Origin of the sequence: Arthrobacter woluwensis, assembly GCF_900105345.1 — a bacterium.
GTDB classification, from domain to species: Bacteria; Actinomycetota; Actinomycetes; order Actinomycetales; family Micrococcaceae; genus Arthrobacter_E; species Arthrobacter_E woluwensis.
Window position 1 is genome coordinate 1,903,407 of sequence record NZ_FNSN01000003.1, and the last position, 16,226, is coordinate 1,919,632.

The following is a 16,226-nucleotide window of genomic DNA, read 5'->3' on the forward strand; positions in this document are numbered from 1 at the left end:
GGTGCGGGGGCGTACGATGACCGCATGTCTGATGTCGCACTGATCACTGGAACCTCCTCCGGCATGGGCCTGCATGCCGCCGTCGACCTGGCGCGCCGGGGTCTCACCGTGGTCGCCACGCTGCGCGACACCTCCCGAGCCGCCGCCCTCCACGCCGCCGCCCGCGACGCCGGGGTGGAGCTGGACGTGCGGGAGCTCGACGTCGTGGATCACGGCGCCGCCGAACGCGTGGTGCGCGGCGTGCTCGCCGACCATGGCCGCATCGACGTGCTGATCAACAACGCGGGCCGCGGGAGCGTGGCGACGGCTGAACAGCTGTCGATGGAGCAGATTCAGGCCCAGCTGGACGTCAACTACCTGGCCCCTGTGAACCTCACCAAGCTGGTTCTGCCCGGCATGCGGGAGCAGGGCAGGGGCCGGATCCTCACCGTCACGAGCGTGGGCGGAGCCGTGGGCCAGCCGTTCGCCGACGCCTATTGCGGGGCGAAGTTCGCGGTGGAGGGCTTCATGCAGTCGCTCGCGGTGGTCGCCGAACGGTTCGGCGTGCAGGTGGGCGTGATCGAACCCGCCGCGGTGGCCAGTGAATTCGTGGCGAACGTCGCGCGGCCCACGGAGACGGGCGCCTACGGGCCCCTACTCGACGCCTATATCGGACGGACCGCCGGGGCGTTCTCCCAGGCCCAGTCCGCCGAGAGCGCCGGAGCGGCGATCGCGGAGATCGCGACCGCGGCAGGCTTCGCCCTCCGGAACCAGACGTCGGATGCCGCGCGGAACTTCGTGGGTGTCTCGCTGGCAGACTTCGACGGCGAACGCGTCCTCGGCTTCACCCGCCCCTGGATCGCCTGAGGACAGACAGTCCGGACCGAGTCAGGACGGGCCGGCACCCCGAGCTGAGCGGCAGCCCGCTCAGCTCATCGGGTCGTACATGAACTCCCGCAATTCCTGCGGGCAGCGGCAGGACGCGGCGATCTTCGCCGCCCACGTCTCCGCCGATGCGCGGTCCGGCAGCTCGAGGATCGTGAAGCCGCCACGGATGTCGAGGCCCGGATACGGTCCTGGGCTGATGGACCCGTCGGCCCCGACGCGCACCGGCTCCACCTCCTCGTTGATGCCACCGCCGAAGACGTAGACGCCCGCGGCCTGGGCCTCCGCGATGACGGCGTGGGACTCCGCGACGACGGTGGGGAAGTCCTCCTCCGAGACCACCATCGCGTCGCTGGGGAAGGAAATCAGGTATTTGGTCATAGGCCGATCCTGGACCCGCCAGCGGGTGGGCGCAAGGGGTGTGTTTCCCTGCCACGGCGGGGCGCGGAGCACTTCTTAAGAGTTTCTGAGGACCGTCCTGACACGATCGGAGCCACGCACGGTTCGAAAGGAACATCGATGGCTTCGCAGTCCACGCCCGCCCGTCCCGCCCGTCCCGCCCGGCCGCGGCCTCCCCGGGGATTCCCCCGTCTGAGCGTGCCGCGGCACTGGCTGCCGGCGTCGTCGGTGCTCGCCCTGGCCGCCCTGACGCTGGGGCTCTGCATCCGCCTGATGCCCGGTCTGAGCGGGGCGGAGCTCGGGGTCGACCAGGAGCTCAGCAGGCACCACGAGGCCGTCCTGACCGCCGTCGCGATGGGTCTGAACACGCTCTTCAGCCCGGTGGCCGGGGTGTTGATCATCGCGGTGGGGGCCGTCATCCTCCTGGTTCGGCGGCAGGTCCTGCGGGCGGTGCTGTTCGCTGCGGCGGTGAGCTGGGGCTGGGGGATGTCACAGGTGTTCAAGCTGATCGTGGCGCGCCCGCGGCCGAACCCCGCACTGCTCCTGGACCCTCTGGCGCCGGAGACCGGGTCCAACAGCTTCCCCAGCGGCCACACGTGCCTGGCGGTGGCGCTGGTCTTCGCCGCGTACTTCCTCCTCCGGGGGACCCGCTGGGCCCGGATCGCGGTCTGGGCCGGGGCGGCGATGGCACTCGTGGTGGCCTGGTCCCGCCTGTACATCGGGGTCCATTACCCGACCGACGTGCTCGCCTCCTTCCTCGTGACCGGGGCGGCGATGCTCGCCTTCACCTGGCTGTGGAACGCTCTGGTCCCGCGGGTCCTGGCCCTTCCGCTGGTGTCCCGCGTGGTCCGCAAGGTGGAAGGACACGGCTGAGGACCACGGTCCTGGGCGCGCGGGAGCGAGAATGGTCCTGTGAATCCCGCACCCCGGCCCTCCGTGCTCCTGGTGGAGGACGATCCTGTCCTGGGGCCTCTGACGGCCGAGCTCCTCGCTCCCGAGTACCGGGTGCAGCTCGCCGTCCACGGACGTGAGGGCCTGCACCTTGCGCTCACCCAGACCTGGGACGTGCTCGTGGTCGACCGTGGACTGCCTGGGCTGGACGGCATCGCCGTCGTCACGGCCCTGCGCGAGCGCGGCGTGGCGACGCCGATCCTCCTCCTCACGGCGCTCGGCGCGACCGAGGAGAAGATCAGAGGACTCGACGCCGGCGCCAACGACTACATGACCAAACCCTTCGACGCGGCGGAGCTGGCCGCCCGCCTCCGCGCGCTGACCCGCACGTACGACGCGCCGCCGTCGTCGCTCAGTTTCGGTGACTGGGAACTCGACGCCGCGGGGCGGCAGGCGCGTTCCGTCCACGGGCTCAGTGCTTCGCTCACGGCCAAGGAGGGGGAGCTGCTCGCGCTCCTGGCGGCCGATCCTGAGCGGGTTTTCAGCCGCGAAGAGATCCTGTCCCGTGTCTTCCAGCCGACGGACACCCCAGGTCTCGTGGACACCCACGTGCACCACCTCCGCCGCAAGATCGCCCGCGCCGTGGTCCGCACGGTCCACGGCGTCGGCTACCAGATCGGTGATCCCCATGACTGAACCCCGTCGTCCCGGCCCCGATCAGGTGGAGCTCCGCAGCGCCGCGCTGAGGATCGCCCTCCGGATCAGTGCCGCCTGCGGCGCTCTGGTGCTCTGTCTGCTCGCCGTGGCGACCGTGTACCTCGTCAGCAAGGCCGGCGGCCCGGGGCCCGATGCCGCGGAACCGGGCGCCGTCTTCGTCTCCCTGGACACGCGGGACCTGATCCGCGACATGATCCTGGTGGGGCTCGTGGGTGTGGTGCTGGCCGGGGTGATCGGCTGGTTCAGCGCCCGCAGCTCGATCCGGCCCCTCAGCGATGCCCTCGCCCGCCAGCGGCGGTTCGTGCAGGACGCGAGCCATGAGATGAGAACGCCCCTGGCCATTCTGGACGCGCGCGTGCAGCTGGCGCAGCGGACCAGCCCCGCGGATTCGCCGGCAGGCCAGGCCCTCGCGCAGATCCGGCAGGACACCGCGGCGCTGACCGAACTGGTCGACGGGCTCCTCGAGGCCGCCACCGGACGTGAGGCCGCGCAGGACGCCGGGCCGGTCGACGTGGACGCGCTGGCGGCGGAGGTCGTCGAGAGCGCGGCAGGGCTCGCCGCGGACCGTCAGGTCACCGTGGAACATGGGGGACTGCCCGGTGCGACGGTGGTGATCAGGGAGCAGAGTCTCCGGCGCGCGCTTCTCGCGCTGCTGGACAACGCTCTGGCCCACACCCCCGACGGCGGCCGCGTCACCGTGACCGTGGGACGGGAACGGGACATGGTCACGGTCAGTGTCGCGGACACGGGCAGCGGGATCTCCGACGTCGACCGGCAGCGGATCTTCGAGCGCTTCGTGCGCAGCTCCAGCGACTCCGTCGGGACCGGGCGACGCGGCTACGGCATCGGTCTGGCCCTGGTCCAGGAGATCGCCACCCAGGCCGGAGGCCGGGCCGAACTCGTCCGAACGGGCTCCGACGGCACGGTCATGCGCCTCGTCTTGCCCGCGGCGAAGCACGGGCGCGCTCAGCCCTGAACGGACTCCCACGGGAAGGCCACGCCCTCGCCGATGACGCGCAGGCACAATTCCGTGCCGGGCCGCGTGATGGACGCGTTCCAGTGCCGGATCGTGATCGTCTCTCCGCCGCCCGGGATCTCGGGGCCGCCCGCCACGCTGGGCCGCGGGTTGAGGCGGATCCGCACGGTGGTCTCGGGGCCGAAGTAGTCGGTGTCCACGACCGTGCCGCGGATCGGGCCGTCCGGGGCGATCCGGATCTGCTCGGGCCGCAGCATCAGGTGCACCTTGCCCTGTGCCGGAGGGCGACGGACCGGGATCCCGCCTAGGGAGCACATGGCCAGGGAGCCCTCGAGCCAGGCGTCCAGCACGACGGCCTCGCCCAGGAATTCCGCGGTGGCCCGGTCGGAGGGCCGGGTGTAGACCACGAAGGGGTTGCCCACCTGGGCCAGGGCGCCGTCCCGCATGACGGCGACCTGATCCGCGAACGACAGGGCCTCGGCCTGATCGTGGGTCACGAGCACGGTGGTGACGCCGGCGGTCCGGAGCACCTCGCCCACGGCGCGGCGCGTGGCGACGCGCAGGCCGGCGTCGAGCGCGGAGAAGGGCTCGTCCAGGAGCATCACTTCGGGTTCACGGGCGAGAGCGCGGGCGAGGGCTACGCGCTGCTGCTGGCCGCCGGAGAGCTCGTGGGGACGGCGTGTGGCGAGAGCCGGGTCCAGGGACACCATCTCGAGCAGTTCCCGGATCCGGGCCTTCGCAGCGGAGGACCGGTGGCTGCCCAGATCGCCCGCGAAACCGAACGCGACGTTCTGGGCGACCGACAGATGCGGGAACAGCGCGCCGTCCTGCGCCACATAGCCGACGTTCCTCCGGTGCGCCGGAACCCACGCGGAACCCTGCGCCACAGCCGTGCCGCTCAGGCGGATGGAGCCGGCGTCGGGCCGTTCGAATCCGGCGATGAGCCGCAGCAGCGTGGTCTTGCCGGAACCGGACGGCCCCACGATCGCGGTGGTCCCGCCGCGGGCGACCGCGAGGTCGATCCCGCGCAGCACCTCCTGGCTGCCGAAGTTCTTGACCACACCGTCGATCGCGAGATGGGTGTCGGTGGTGCCGGCCACGGAGGGCGCGACGCCGGGGGCGACGGAGTGGGCGGAGGAGGGGGAGGTCACTGTCCGGCTGCTTTCTTGGACTGGTGGAACAGGAGATAGGTCATGGGGGCGGAGAGCACGATCATCAGGAGGGCGTAGGGGGCGGCTCCGGCGTAGTCGATCTCGCTGCTCTTGCTCCAGAACTCGGTGGCCAGGGTGTGCGTGCCGTTGGGGGAGAGCAGGAGGGTCGCCGTGAGCTCGTTGACGATGGCCAGGAACACCAGGGCGGCGCCGCCGGCCGCCGCGGGGGCGGTGAGGCGCAGCGTGACCCGGAGGAAGGCCAGGAACGGGGACGTGCCCAGGGCCTGGGCCGCCTCCTCCAGTTCCTTCGGCGCCTGCACCAGGCCGGAGCGCAGGCTGACCAGGGCCCGGGGAAGGAACAGCAGCACGTATGCGGCGATCAGCACGCCGGTGGTCTGATAGACGGCCGGTGCCAGCCGGATGGTGACCGTGACGAACGCCAGGCCCACCACGATCCCGGGCAGGGAACTCGTGACGTAGTTGCACAGTTCCAGGGCCTTGCTGAACCACGTCGGGTTCCGCACGGCGAGGTACGCCAGCGGGAACGCCACCACGGTGGTCACGGCGGCCCCGATCACCCCGTAGAAGAGGGTCTGCAGGAGGGCGGGGACGAACTCGTCCGCAGTCCAGACGGCGGCGCCGCCCTGCACGGCCCAGCGGAGGACCAGGGCCAGAGGCAGGCCGAAGGCGAGCAGGACGAGGGCCAGCAGGGACAGCTGTGCCGGCACCTGGTAGCGGCCCAGCGGCAGGCGCAACGCAATGCCCTGGCTCCCCGAGCCGACGCGGGAGTACCGGGCGGAGCCGCGCCCCCGGACCTCGGCGAGCAGGAGCAGCAGGCACAGGAACACCAGGACGCTGGCGAGCATGTTGCCTGCGGTGCCGTTGAAGGTGGACTGGAACTGGATCATGATCGCCGTCGTGAACGTGTCGAAGCGGATCATGGCGAAGGCGCCGTATTCTGCGAGCAGGTGCAGCGAGACCAGGAGCGCTCCACCGGTCAGCGCCACGCGGAGCTGGGGGAGCACCACCCGGAAGAAGGATGCCCACGGACCCAGGCCCAGCGAGGCGGCGGAGTGCTCGAGCGCCGGATCCAGCCGGCTGAGGGCCGCGGCCGCGGGAATGTAGACCAGCGGGAAGTAGGAGAGCGTGGAGATCAGCACCCCGGATCCGATCCCCTCGAGGGATGGGACGGCGGAGACCCAGGCGTAGCTGTTGACGAAGGCGGGGATCGCGAGCGGCGCGGCGAGGGCGACGGCCCAGAACCGGCGCCCGGCGAGCGTGGTCCGCTCGACCAGCCAGGCCCCGCCGACGCCGAGCACCAGGCACAGCGGCACGGTGAGGACCACCAGAAGCACGGTGTTGAGCAAGAGCTCGCCGACGCGCGGCCGGACGATGAGCGAGACCGCCGTGTCCCAGCCCGTGGTGACCGTCATGTAGACGACGTACCCGAGCGGGATGAGCGACAGCAGCGCGATGAGCATCGCGATCAAAGAGATCACGGAGACGCCGAAAGGCGGGCGAGGGCGTGCGCCCTTGCCCGCCTGCGGCGGCCTGACGGTGGCCTCCGCCGGGACGGAGGCCGTTGAATCAGCGGTCACGGAATCAGAGCAGTCCGGCCTGCGTCATCAGCTCGGTGACCTTGGCGGAGTTCAGCTTGGCCGGGTCCACCGTGGGGGCCTGCAGATCCTTGATCGGCACGAGCTTGGGGTTCGCCTCGACGTTGGACGCGATCGCGTACTCGAAGGAGGTGCCGTTCTTGAGGACCTCCTGGCCCTTCTTGCCGGTGATGAACTTCAGGAACGCCTGTGCGGCGGCCGGGTTCTTGGCGGACTTCAGGACGCCGCCGCCCGAGACGGACAGGAACGCGCCCGGATCCTGGTGCTTGAAGAAGTACGGGGTGACGTTCTTGGAGTTCTCGCCGGTCTTGGCCTGGTCACCGTAGTAGTAATAGTGGTAGATCAGCGCGGCATCCACTTCACCGGCGTTGACAGCCTTCATCGCGGTGCTGTTGCCCTTGTAGGCCTTGAAGTTCTCCTTCATGCCCTTGAGCCACTCGGTGGTCGCGGCCTCGCCCTTGAGCTCCAGCAGCGCGGCGACGATCGCCTGGAAGTCGGCGCCCGACGGCGACGCGGCCCACTTGCCCTTCCACTCCGGCTTGGCGAGATCCAGCATGGACTTCGGCAGCTTGTCCTCGGAGATCTTCTTCTTGTCGTACACGAGCACGGTGGAGCGAGCGGCGATGCCCGTCCACTTGTTCGTGGACGGCCGGTAGGCGGCGGGGACCTGATCCACGGTGGCCTTGTCAACGTCCGCGAACAGGCCGGCGTTCTCCACCTGGGCCATCGCGGGGGAGTTCTCGGTCAGGAAGACATCGGCGGGGGAGGCGGCGCCTTCCTGGACGATCTGGTTGGACATCTCCGAGTCGTCGCCCTGGCGGACGGTGACCTTGACGCCGGTCTCCTGGGTGAACGCGTCCACCCATTCCTTCGTCAGGGACTCATGCTGGGCGTTGTAGACCGTGATCTCGCCGGAGATCTTGGAGTCTCCGGATCCGCCCGCGGCGGGCGCGGAGCTGCCGGAACCGCAGGCGGCCAGGCCGAGAGCGGCGGTCGCGGCGAGGGCGATGCCCGCCAGAGCGTTCTTACGCAACGTCATGGGAACTGCTTTCTACGTGCAAAAGGGTTCGGAGTCCTGGGGAGGGTCCTGAGCAAGCTTAGGTTAGCTATGCCTAAAGGTGCCAATGCGCGAAGGGCGGACGCCGTCACGATGACGCCGTGGTCGGTCGGACGAGGGCCCCAAGCCGGCACGGAGCCCCTTGCTAAACTGGGGCCGAACCCGAGGCCTCACTGAGCCGGGCCGTGCCGGGATGACCACCAGGGAAGGACGCAGGTGCCGATCACCCGGACCGTGCTGGACGTCGCGCAACACCATCCCGAGCGAACGGCGATCGCCGGGGCCGATGGCCGGCTGAGCTACCGGGACCTGGTGGAGGATTCGCGCCGGGTGTTCGCCGCCGTCGATGCCCTGCACCGGGGCCAGACCACTCCACCGGTTCCCGCCCCGGAGACCTTGGCCATTCCGATCACCGCCGTGAGCATCGACTCCGCCTTCCACACCGCGAGGATCATGGCCGGGCTGGCCGGATACCGTGCGGTGTCCGCCACGATCGACCCCCGCTGGCCCCTGGACCACCGGGTGGGCGTGATCCTCACGACCGGAATCGGCGTCGTCATCAGTGACTCGGAGGACCTCGCGGAGGCCCTCACGGCACGCGGCTGGACGGGGACCCTTCTCGGCCTGACGGGCTTCCAGGAACTCGAGCGGAGTCTGCCGCTCGCTCCGCGGCCGACCGTCCGCGACGGCGACGAGGCGTTCCTCCTGCTCTTCTCCTCCGGCACCACGAGCAATCCCAAGGCGTTCCTGAAGACCCGGCAGCAGTACCGCGAAAACGTCTCGGTCTCGAGCGCTCATCTGGAGCCCTTGCCAGGCGTGAGCACGCTGGCGCCGGGGCCGGTCTCGTACAGTCTCACCCTCTACGCCGTCATCGAGTGTCTCGCGACGGGTGGCAGCGTCCACGTGGCCGACGCGTTCGATCCGGTCGGGCTGGGGCGGCGCATCGCGACCGACGGTGTCAGCCGGGTCGTGGCCGTCCCGGCGGTGGTCCAGGCGATCACGGATGCCGCACGCCGGGACCCGGAGCGGTTCGCGTCGCTGGAGCTCATCGTCACGGGCGGAGCCAATCTGTCCTCGACCATTCGCGCGGGACTCGCCCACGCGCTGCCTCAGGTGCGCTTGATCAGCTACTACGGCGCCGCCGAGATCGGCTTCATCGGGGACAGCCGGGACGGGGACGGCACGGCCATCTCCGTCTACCCGGATATCGAGGTCAGCGTCCGCGATGGTTCGGGCGAGGAACTGCCGGACGGCGAGCCCGGCACCCTCTGGGTCCGCGCGGCGGCCTGTTCGGACGGGTATCTGGCAGGCACCACGGACGCTGTGCTCCGGCAGCCCGACGGCTGGGCCACCGTGCACGATCAGGCCCGGCACGTGGGGGACCGGATCGAACTCCTGGGACGGTCCGGCGACATCGTGGTCAGCGGCGGGCACAAGATCTCGCTGCCCGCAGTGGAGCGGGCCTTCGAGGACATGCCGGGCCTGGGCGCGGTGTGCGCCGTGGCCGTGCCGGACGCGCGCCTCGGCAGCGTGGTGGCCCTCGTGCTCGAGGGCGAGCACGCCCCCGGCAAGGAAGCGCTCCAGGCCTGGGCCCGGGAACGGCTGGCGCCCCAGTTCGTGCCGCGCCGCTGGTATCTGGCTCCCCGGCTGCCACGCACGGTGGGCGGCAAGATCCGACGCCCGGCCACGGCTGAGCTGCTCGACGGCGACACGGCGGTCCGGCTGTGAGCGCGCCGCGCGACGTCGTCGTCACAGGACTCGGGGCCATCACGCCCAGCGGCCTCAGCGCGGAGCTCCTCTGGCAGTCCGTGTCCGAGGGGCGAAGCGCGCTCGGCCGCCTGGAGGGGGACGAATTCGACGGCCTGCCGATGCGGATCGGCGGCCAGGTGAGGGGCTTCGATCCCGAAGCGGTCCTGGAACGGACCCTCGTGCGGCGCCTCAGCCCGGTGCAGCACTGGGCGCTCGCCGCCGCCGAGGAAGCGCTCGGTCAGGCCGGAGCCCTCGGCACGGAACTGCCCTGGGATCCCTCCCGGGTCTCCGTCATCGCGGGCACGGGGTCCGGCCCCGTCGACGCGATGCAGCAGGCCACACGTCTCCTCGACACCCGCGGCCCGCGGGCGGTGCCGCTGACACTCTCGATGCATGGCGCGCCCGACGCCGCCGCAGCACTCCTCAGCCAGCGTCACGGCCTGCGCGGCCCGGCTCAGGGCGTGTCCGCGACGTGCGCGAGCGGGACCATCGCCCTCGGCGAGGGGCTGCGACGCATCCGGCACGGCTACGCCGACGCGGTCCTGGTCGTGGGCATGGAGGACTGCCTCAATGGCGTGAACCTCTCGTCCAACGCGAACCTGCGGGCCCTGGCCACCGGCCACGACGACGACCCCGCCGCGGCGAGCCGGCCCTTCGACCGCGCACGCTCCGGATTCGTCATGTCCGCCGGGGCGGCCGCGCTCGTCCTGGAATCGGCGGAGCACGCGACGGCCCGGGGTGCGGCACCGTTGGCACGGGTCACCGGCTTCGGTGCGTCCAGCGATGCGCACCATCCGACCGCGCCGCATCCACAGGGACGCGGGGCGGCTCAGGCGATCCGCGACTGCCTCGCCGACGCGGGGGCCGGTCCGGCCGACGTCGGGCACATCAACGCTCACGGCACCGGCACCCCGGCGGGGGACGCGGCGGAGCTGCTCGCCTTCGAGGCGGCCCTGGGCGCTGCGGCCCGCAGCATCCCGATCAGCGCCACCAAATCCCTCACGGGACACCTGCTGGGGGCGTCGGGAGCAGTGGAGGCCGTGCTCTCCATCCTCGCCCTGCGCGACGGGCTCCTGCCGCCCACCCTGAACCTCGACGATCCCGAGTTCCCCGACTGGGACATCGTCACCGGAACCGCCCGGCCGCTCCGCGTGAACAGCGTGCTGTCCACGTCGTTCGGATTCGGCGGGCACAATGCCGCGGTGCTGCTGGCCCGCGCGGATGAAGGAGGAACACCGTGACCGATCGGGAGACGCGGCAGGTGGAGCTGGCGGAGCGGTACCTGCCGCAGGAACTGCTCGAACGGTTCCGCGAGCGGGCGGCCGTCTATGACCGGGAGAACCGTTTCTTCGACGAGGACTTCGCCGAGCTGCGGGAGCTGGGCTATTTGCAGCTTTTCGTCCCGGAGGAGTTCGGCGGCCCCGGCCTGAATCTGCTCGAGGTCACGCGGCTGCAGCATCGCCTGGCGACGGCGGCCCCGGCCACGGCCCTGGCGATCAATATGCATCTCATGTGCACCGGCGTCGCACGGGCTCTGTGGGCGCGCGGCGACGATTCCCTGACCCGCGTGTTCGAGGAGGCGATGGCCGGGGAGGTCTTCGCCTTCGGGATCAGCGAACCCTCCAACGACTGGGTGCTGCAGGGGTCCACCACGGTGGCCGAGGTCCAGGAGGACGGCGGATACCTGCTCACCGGCATCAAGATCTTCACGTCACTCTCCCCGGTCTGGACCCGACTGCTGGCGCACGGCCTGGACGCGTCCGATCCGGAGAACCCCCGGCTCGTCTACGGTTTCCTCGAACGCGAAGCCCCCGGCATCACGGTCTCGGACCAATGGGACGTGCTTGGGATGCGGGCCTCCCAGAGCCGCGCCACGATTCTGAAGGGCGTGCCGCTGAAGGCCGGGAACGTGGTGCGGAGGATCCCGCCCGGCCGCACGCCGGACCTGCTGACGTTCGCGATCACGAGCCACTTCCAGCTCATGATCGGCTCCGTCTATGCCGGGGTGGCGTGGCGCGCCCTGGAGCTGGGCGCCGTGGGCCTGAAGCGCCGCAGCTCGGCCAAGAGCGGCACCGCCTTCTCCGAAGTGCCGGAGTACCGCGCGCGACTGGCCGACACCCACCTCGAGTACCTGGCGGTCCCCGCCCAGCTGGACACGTACTCCCGCGACGTCGACGAGCTGGTCGACCACGGAGCCGGCTGGCCGTTGCGCCTCGTGAGCGCCCGGCTCAACGCGGCCACCGCAGCACGCCGGGCGGCCGAGACCGCGCTGATGTGCGCTGGGGGCAGTGGTTTCGACAACGGCTCCGAGCTGAGCCGTCTCTGGCGGGACGCGACGGCGGGGCTCTTCCACCCGCCGTCGGCCGACGCCGCGCGTCCGATGTTCGCGGCGGCCCTGCTGGACGACTGACAGACCGACGCGTGGAGTGAGGGGACACCATGGACAAGATCGATCTCAAGAAGACCCTGGACTCGTACCAGGCACCGAAGGGCGCGTTCCGGATCCTCACGGTCCCGGAGCGGCGGTACCTCATGATCGACGGGCACGGGGACCCCAACTCCTCGCCCGATTTCACGCAGGCCGTCGAATCGCTGTACCCGGTGGCCTACAAACTGAAGTTCGGCAGCCGCGCCACGACAGGCCGTGACTACGTGGTCCCTCCGCTCGAGGGACTGTGGTGGGCCGAGGATCTGGACGCCTTCACCACGGCACGGGACAAGTCTCAGTGGGACTGGACCATGATGCTGCTGGTGCCCGAGTGGATCGACGAGGACCAGGTGCTGGCGGCCAAGGAGCAGGCTGCGGCGAAGAACCGCCCGGCCCGCCTGGATGACGTCCGGTTCGAGGCGCTCGCGGAAGGGCTGTGCGTGCAGACTCTCCACCTCGGCTCGTTCGATGACGAGGCCCCCGTCCTGGACCGCCTCCACCACGAGTTCGTCCCGGCGGAGGGACTGGCCCTGCGCGGGAAGCACCACGAGATCTACCTGAGCGACTTCCGCCGGACCGCCCCGGAGAAGCAGCGCACCATCCTCCGCCAGCCGGTGGAGCGCGTGCGGAACTGATTCAGCGCCGAGGCTGATTCAGCCCCGAGTCAGCGCTGTTCAGCCCTTGGCGGGCGTGCCTCCTTCGGCGGGCGCGTCCGGCTCGGTGACGGGTGCCGCGCTGAGGTGGTCCAGGAGGTGATCCAGCGAGTCGAACTCGACCGTCGGAACGTCCTCGTCGGCCACCTCGATGCTCTCCACGCTCTGGTCCGGCCCGAGCGTGCAGTAGACGGTGGACTCGCCGTCGGGGGACTGCGCGGTGTACAGCAGCACGACGACGCCGCCCGGCTCGACGATCACGCCGTCCAGGCGGAGCGTGGGCGCCTCCGTCGTGGCGCCGCCGTCGAGCGCGGCAAGGATTTCGCGCTCCGCCTCGGAGAACGTCCCGCGGTCCAGGGGCCGCAGCGCGTCCTCGACGATCTCCGTGAGCTGCTCCAGGCTGAGCTTCTGCTCTCCGGGTTCGGCCAGCACCTCCACGTCCCGTTCGCCGGGCAGGGTGGTGGAAGCCGTCAGAGAACCGTCCTCGTCCAGGGCGGCATCGATCAATCCGGACACGTCATCTCCTTCGTCGGTGGTCCCATCATGTCACCCGGGGAAACCCCTCAGGCCCCGCTGGAGCCTCACGCCCCTTGCGCCGCCGTCGCGGTGCACTGGTAGAGGCCCGTGACGCCGTCGGCGGTGACCGCCGTGCAGTTCGCCTCCACCCAGGTCCTGATCTCGGAGGCCGTGGTCGTCGCCGTGGAGCCGCCCGGCGCGCCGCCGAACCCGCCTCCGAAGCCACCGCCTCTGCCACCCTCGTCCACGAGCACATACTTCAGCGCGCCCGAGCTGACGAGGGCCGTGAACTTCTGCAGGGTGGGTGCGGGGTCGTTGCCGCTGAAGCCGCCGATGGGCAGCACGGGTTCACCGCCGGAGCCTGTGATGAGGCTTGCCGCCTCCTGGGCTCCGAAGGTCGCCACCAGGTAGTCCGCGTCTCCGCGGTTGGCCCGCAGGTAGCTGAGCAGTGCCGTCGACGCCGTGCCTTCGCGGCCTCCCGCCACACCCTGCGGGAAGCCGGTCCCGCCCGGGGCGCCGTTCAGGCCGCGGCCCTGGAACCCGTTCGGCGGGGTGCCCGGCATGGCGCCCGGCTGTCCCTGACCGAAGCCCTGACGATTGCCGCCGAAGCGTGCCCCCGTCCCACCGGGACCGCCCATGCCGCCCATGCTCATGCCGCTGACGCCGCCGGCGACGGGATTGGTCGAGTTGGGGTGGGCGATCGTCACCACGGACCACGCCGCCGGGGTGAGGATCAGCCCGCCGAGCAGCAGCACCGTCGTCCAGACCGTGAAGGCGGCGCCCCGCCGGGCCTCCCGGAGGATGAGGACCATCGCGCCGAGTCCGAGCACGACCTGGACGGCGGCGACCGCCACGGAGTACCCGCCGTAGACGAGCGCGATCGCCACCGCGGTCACCATCGCCGCGCCCAGCAGGGCGAGCTGCGCCCAGACGACCCGGCGCCGTCGGCCCACCCCGATCGCCAGGCCCACCGCCAGCCCCATCGGCACGGCGAGCGCCGCCGTGTAGAACTGGTGCATCCCGGCCACCGCGGAGAACATGGCCGCGAAGGTCAGGATCCACACACCGAGGAACACCGTCACGGCGGGACGGAACTTCAGAACCGTCAGCACGACGACGGCGAGCACCGCCACCGGGACCAGCCACCCGATCTGCCCCGCGAGCTGCTCGTTGAAGAGGCGGAAGACGCCGGCCGAGCCGGAGAACGGCGGAGTGAACGAGTTGTAGGCGGAGGAGTCCGCGGTGCTGTCCCCGAAGCGTCCCAGGCCGTTGTAGCCGAACACCATCTCCCACGGATCGTTGTGGAGCGTGCTGCCCACATACGGGCGGTCCGTGGCGGGGATGAGGGCGACCGCCACGATCCAGACGAGCGAGAGAGCCAGGCTGGTCACCCCTGCGAGCGCGGTGTGCCAGAGTTTCCGCCACCAGGGCTGTGCCGTGCACAGGTAGGCGGCGGCGAGGGCCGGCCACACCGCCCAGGCCTCGAGCATGTATGTCTGGAACGAGACCGCGACGAATGCTCCGGCCAGCAGCAGCCAGCCGAGGCTCCGCTGTTCCAGCGCGCGGACCGCGGCCCAGGCGGTGAGAGCCAGCCCCAGGACGAAGAACGTCTCCGGCTGATTCGAGCGGGACACGGCCACGAGGATGGGTGTGGTGGCGACGACCGCGCCGCCCACGAGCCCCGCCGTCGTGCCGGCCACCCGTTTCGCCGTGACCGCCACGAGGAGCGTCGCGGCCACGGCGGCCAGGGCGTTCGGCAGGACGACCGAGAGCGTGGAGAACCCGAAGAACCGGACGAAGAGTGCCGGGATCCAGAACGAACCCGGGATCTTGTCGAGGGTCACGGTCCCGGACGGGTCGAACGCTCCGAAGAAGAAGTTGTGCCAGTTCTGGCTCATCGAGAGCGCGATCGAGGCGTAGTACTCGGAGCGTTCCCCGGACCACAGGCCCCAGACCGTGAGCGCTGCGGCGCCGACGCCCAGGACGAGGAGGCCGAGCGGCCAGGGGCCCCAGCGCCCGGTGCGGGGCGCCGGGCGCTGGAGCGAGGGTGAGAGAACGGGGGACAGGGAGGCTGGGCTGGAGGTCATGCACACCAGCACACCCCGGCAGGGCATGCGCTGACTGTGCCGACCCTATGCGCCTGCTGTGCCCGTCCGCCGTCGGACGATCCGGAGCAGGAACGCGTCGAGCGAGAAACGCGTCGCGCTGTGCGGCCACAGCACCACACACAAGGACAGCAGCACCATCACCGGGTACTGGGCGATCAGCTGGTCGGCCATCCAGTACGTCATGAGGGTGAAGATGGACCCCACGGCGGCGGGCAGTGTCAGGACCCCGAGGAGGAGAGCCACGCCCAGCCCGGTCTCCAGCAGCGGCATGACCACGCCGAACAGCTCGGGCGCCTGGCCCAGGACACCGGTGGCGAACCACTGGAAGAACTCCGGCACCCGGCTGTTGCCCGAGGCGCTGCCCGCCACCAGGAGGATGTCCGCCCGGCCGAAGCCCGCACGATACTTGGTGATGCCCTCATTCAGCCACAGGATCCCGAGGATCACCCTCACCGCGCCGACGATGAGCGGGGCGGTGAGGGCGGGGATCCGTGGTCCGGTGCGGTCCATCAGGACAGCTTGGCGGCGCCGAACACGGCCTTCGCCTTGTCGCAGTGCACCACCACGTAGCCGGAGGAGGCGGCGCCGGCCGGGAGGGTGAACGCCTGGGACGCGGTGTTGAAGGAGACCTTGCCGAGCTGGGTGCCCGTGCCGATGGCCGCCTCGTCCGTCCCGGACGCCAGGTACAGGTGCAGGTCCGGGCCTTCATCCGAGGAGAAACCGGACAGGGTCACCTTGCCGTCGGCGACGGTCACGGTGCCCTTGACGGACTTCCCGTTGAGCCCGGCGAAATCGCCTTGGTGCTTGGCCATGGCCATGGAGGACTCCGACGCCATCGACGACGGCGAGCCGCCCGCCGCGGACATGCTCGACTCGGGCATGGAGGTGGAGCCGGTGCCGGACGAGCCCGTGGACCCGGCGCCGCCGCACGCGGACAGGGAGAGGGCGAGAGCGAGAAGTCCTGCACCGACGAGGGCCTTGGTACGCATGATGTTCTTCCTTCTATGGGGTGAGGTGTTCCGGTCAGGAGCGGGACGCCACCCGGAGGAGGGCCGCTCGCTGTGCTCGAGTCAAGCAGCCGGGAAGCGCTCGCGGGCCGGT

Annotated in this window: 16 protein-coding genes; 8 read left to right on the forward strand and 8 right to left on the reverse strand. The window is 70.8% G+C overall.

The window, feature by feature from the left end; genetic code table 11:
• Positions 1–24: 24 nt before the first annotated feature.
• Positions 25–846: an SDR family NAD(P)-dependent oxidoreductase gene (locus BLV63_RS09345; protein ID WP_082724085.1), complete on the forward strand. Its 822-nt coding sequence runs from the start codon at positions 25–27 to the stop codon at positions 844–846.
• A 60-nt stretch (positions 847–906) separates the two neighbouring features.
• Here BLV63_RS09345 and BLV63_RS09350 read toward each other — a convergent pair whose 3' ends face one another.
• Positions 907–1,245 carry a YciI family protein gene (locus BLV63_RS09350; RefSeq protein WP_066212061.1) on the reverse strand — a complete coding sequence of 113 codons (339 nt, stop codon included), beginning with the start codon at positions 1,243–1,245 and terminating at the stop codon, positions 907–909.
• A 138-nt stretch (positions 1,246–1,383) separates the two neighbouring features.
• On the opposite strand from BLV63_RS09350, the gene BLV63_RS09355 reads away from it, so the two are divergent.
• Genes BLV63_RS09355 through BLV63_RS09365 form a run of 3 tightly spaced genes read left to right on the forward strand, consistent with a single transcriptional unit; the run spans position 1,384 to position 3,847 of the window.
• Positions 1,384–2,136 (forward strand): phosphatase PAP2 family protein, encoded by a 753-nt coding sequence (locus tag BLV63_RS09355; protein ID WP_066212065.1) that lies wholly within the window; start codon positions 1,384–1,386, stop codon positions 2,134–2,136.
• A gap of 39 nt (positions 2,137–2,175) precedes the next feature.
• The gene (locus tag BLV63_RS09360) at positions 2,176–2,850 is read left to right on the forward strand and encodes a response regulator transcription factor (RefSeq protein ID WP_066212067.1); all 675 of its coding nucleotides are present in this window, start codon (positions 2,176–2,178) and stop codon (positions 2,848–2,850) included.
• Positions 2,843–3,847 (forward strand): sensor histidine kinase, encoded by a 1,005-nt coding sequence (locus BLV63_RS09365; RefSeq protein ID WP_066212069.1) that lies wholly within the window; start codon positions 2,843–2,845, stop codon positions 3,845–3,847. The genes BLV63_RS09360 and BLV63_RS09365 overlap by 8 nt, the downstream gene beginning before the upstream one ends.
• Here BLV63_RS09365 and BLV63_RS09370 read toward each other — a convergent pair.
• The 3 genes from BLV63_RS09370 to BLV63_RS09380 form a co-directional block, all read right to left on the reverse strand.
• Entirely contained in the window at positions 3,838–4,998 is a 1,161-nt protein-coding gene (locus tag BLV63_RS09370) for an ABC transporter ATP-binding protein (RefSeq protein WP_174521252.1), read from the reverse strand. The two genes, BLV63_RS09365 and BLV63_RS09370, sit on opposite strands and share 10 nt — an antisense overlap.
• On the reverse strand, positions 4,995–6,479 hold the full coding sequence (locus BLV63_RS09375) for an ABC transporter permease (RefSeq protein ID WP_174521261.1): 1,485 nt from the start codon (positions 6,477–6,479) through the stop codon (positions 4,995–4,997). Before BLV63_RS09375 ends, BLV63_RS09370 begins: the two co-directional genes overlap by 4 nt.
• Before the next feature lie 121 nt (positions 6,480–6,600).
• Positions 6,601–7,653: an iron ABC transporter substrate-binding protein gene (locus tag BLV63_RS09380; RefSeq protein WP_066212071.1), complete on the reverse strand. Its 1,053-nt coding sequence runs from the start codon at positions 7,651–7,653 to the stop codon at positions 6,601–6,603.
• Between the two features lie 234 nt (positions 7,654–7,887).
• Here BLV63_RS09380 and BLV63_RS09385 point away from each other — a divergent pair, with 234 nt between their 5' ends.
• Genes BLV63_RS09385 through BLV63_RS09400 form a run of 4 tightly spaced genes read left to right on the forward strand, consistent with a single transcriptional unit; the run spans position 7,888 to position 12,483 of the window.
• Positions 7,888–9,399 carry a class I adenylate-forming enzyme family protein gene (locus tag BLV63_RS09385; RefSeq protein WP_066212073.1) on the forward strand — a complete coding sequence of 504 codons (1,512 nt, stop codon included), beginning with the start codon at positions 7,888–7,890 and terminating at the stop codon, positions 9,397–9,399.
• Entirely contained in the window at positions 9,396–10,661 is a 1,266-nt protein-coding gene (locus BLV63_RS09390) for a beta-ketoacyl-[acyl-carrier-protein] synthase family protein (protein WP_066212075.1), read from the forward strand. The genes BLV63_RS09385 and BLV63_RS09390 overlap by 4 nt, the downstream gene beginning before the upstream one ends.
• The gene (locus tag BLV63_RS09395) at positions 10,658–11,830 is read left to right on the forward strand and encodes an acyl-CoA dehydrogenase family protein (protein ID WP_066212078.1); all 1,173 of its coding nucleotides are present in this window, start codon (positions 10,658–10,660) and stop codon (positions 11,828–11,830) included. The genes BLV63_RS09390 and BLV63_RS09395 overlap by 4 nt, the downstream gene beginning before the upstream one ends.
• 29 nt (positions 11,831–11,859) lie before the next feature.
• Positions 11,860–12,483: a GyrI-like domain-containing protein gene (locus BLV63_RS09400; RefSeq protein ID WP_066212080.1), complete on the forward strand. Its 624-nt coding sequence runs from the start codon at positions 11,860–11,862 to the stop codon at positions 12,481–12,483.
• A 39-nt stretch (positions 12,484–12,522) separates the two neighbouring features.
• Here the strand turns inward: BLV63_RS09400 and BLV63_RS09405 are convergent, their stop codons facing one another.
• The 4 genes from BLV63_RS09405 to BLV63_RS09420 all read right to left on the reverse strand — a co-directional run bounded on the left by BLV63_RS09405 (position 12,523) and on the right by BLV63_RS09420 (position 16,114).
• Entirely contained in the window at positions 12,523–13,017 is a 495-nt protein-coding gene (locus BLV63_RS09405) for a hypothetical protein (protein WP_066212082.1), read from the reverse strand.
• Positions 13,018–13,082: 65 nt separating this feature from the next.
• Positions 13,083–15,104 (reverse strand): ArnT family glycosyltransferase, encoded by a 2,022-nt coding sequence (locus BLV63_RS09410; RefSeq protein WP_066212083.1) that lies wholly within the window; start codon positions 15,102–15,104, stop codon positions 13,083–13,085.
• 45 nt (positions 15,105–15,149) lie between these two features.
• Entirely contained in the window at positions 15,150–15,635 is a 486-nt protein-coding gene (locus BLV63_RS09415) for a DoxX family membrane protein (RefSeq protein WP_066212084.1), read from the reverse strand.
• Positions 15,635–16,114: a DM13 domain-containing protein gene (locus BLV63_RS09420; RefSeq protein WP_066212085.1), complete on the reverse strand. Its 480-nt coding sequence runs from the start codon at positions 16,112–16,114 to the stop codon at positions 15,635–15,637. Before BLV63_RS09420 ends, BLV63_RS09415 begins: the two co-directional genes overlap by 1 nt.
• Positions 16,115–16,226: the final 112 nt, after the last annotated feature.

Coding starts and splice junctions, on each gene's coding strand:
- BLV63_RS09345 (WP_082724085.1), top strand. CDS start 25: ATGTCTGATGTCGCACTGATCACTGGAACCTCCTCCGGCATGGGCCTG.
- BLV63_RS09350 (WP_066212061.1), bottom strand. CDS start 1,245: ATGACCAAATACCTGATTTCCTTCCCCAGCGACGCGATGGTGGTCTCG.
- BLV63_RS09355 (WP_066212065.1), top strand. CDS start 1,384: ATGGCTTCGCAGTCCACGCCCGCCCGTCCCGCCCGTCCCGCCCGGCCG.
- BLV63_RS09365 (WP_066212069.1), top strand. CDS start 2,843: ATGACTGAACCCCGTCGTCCCGGCCCCGATCAGGTGGAGCTCCGCAGC.
- BLV63_RS09375 (WP_174521261.1), bottom strand. CDS start 6,479: ATGCTCATCGCGCTGCTGTCGCTCATCCCGCTCGGGTACGTCGTCTAC.
- BLV63_RS09380 (WP_066212071.1), bottom strand. CDS start 7,653: ATGACGTTGCGTAAGAACGCTCTGGCGGGCATCGCCCTCGCCGCGACC.
- BLV63_RS09400 (WP_066212080.1), top strand. CDS start 11,860: ATGGACAAGATCGATCTCAAGAAGACCCTGGACTCGTACCAGGCACCG.
- BLV63_RS09410 (WP_066212083.1), bottom strand. CDS start 15,104: ATGACCTCCAGCCCAGCCTCCCTGTCCCCCGTTCTCTCACCCTCGCTC.
- BLV63_RS09415 (WP_066212084.1), bottom strand. CDS start 15,635: ATGGACCGCACCGGACCACGGATCCCCGCCCTCACCGCCCCGCTCATC.
- BLV63_RS09420 (WP_066212085.1), bottom strand. CDS start 16,114: ATGCGTACCAAGGCCCTCGTCGGTGCAGGACTTCTCGCTCTCGCCCTC.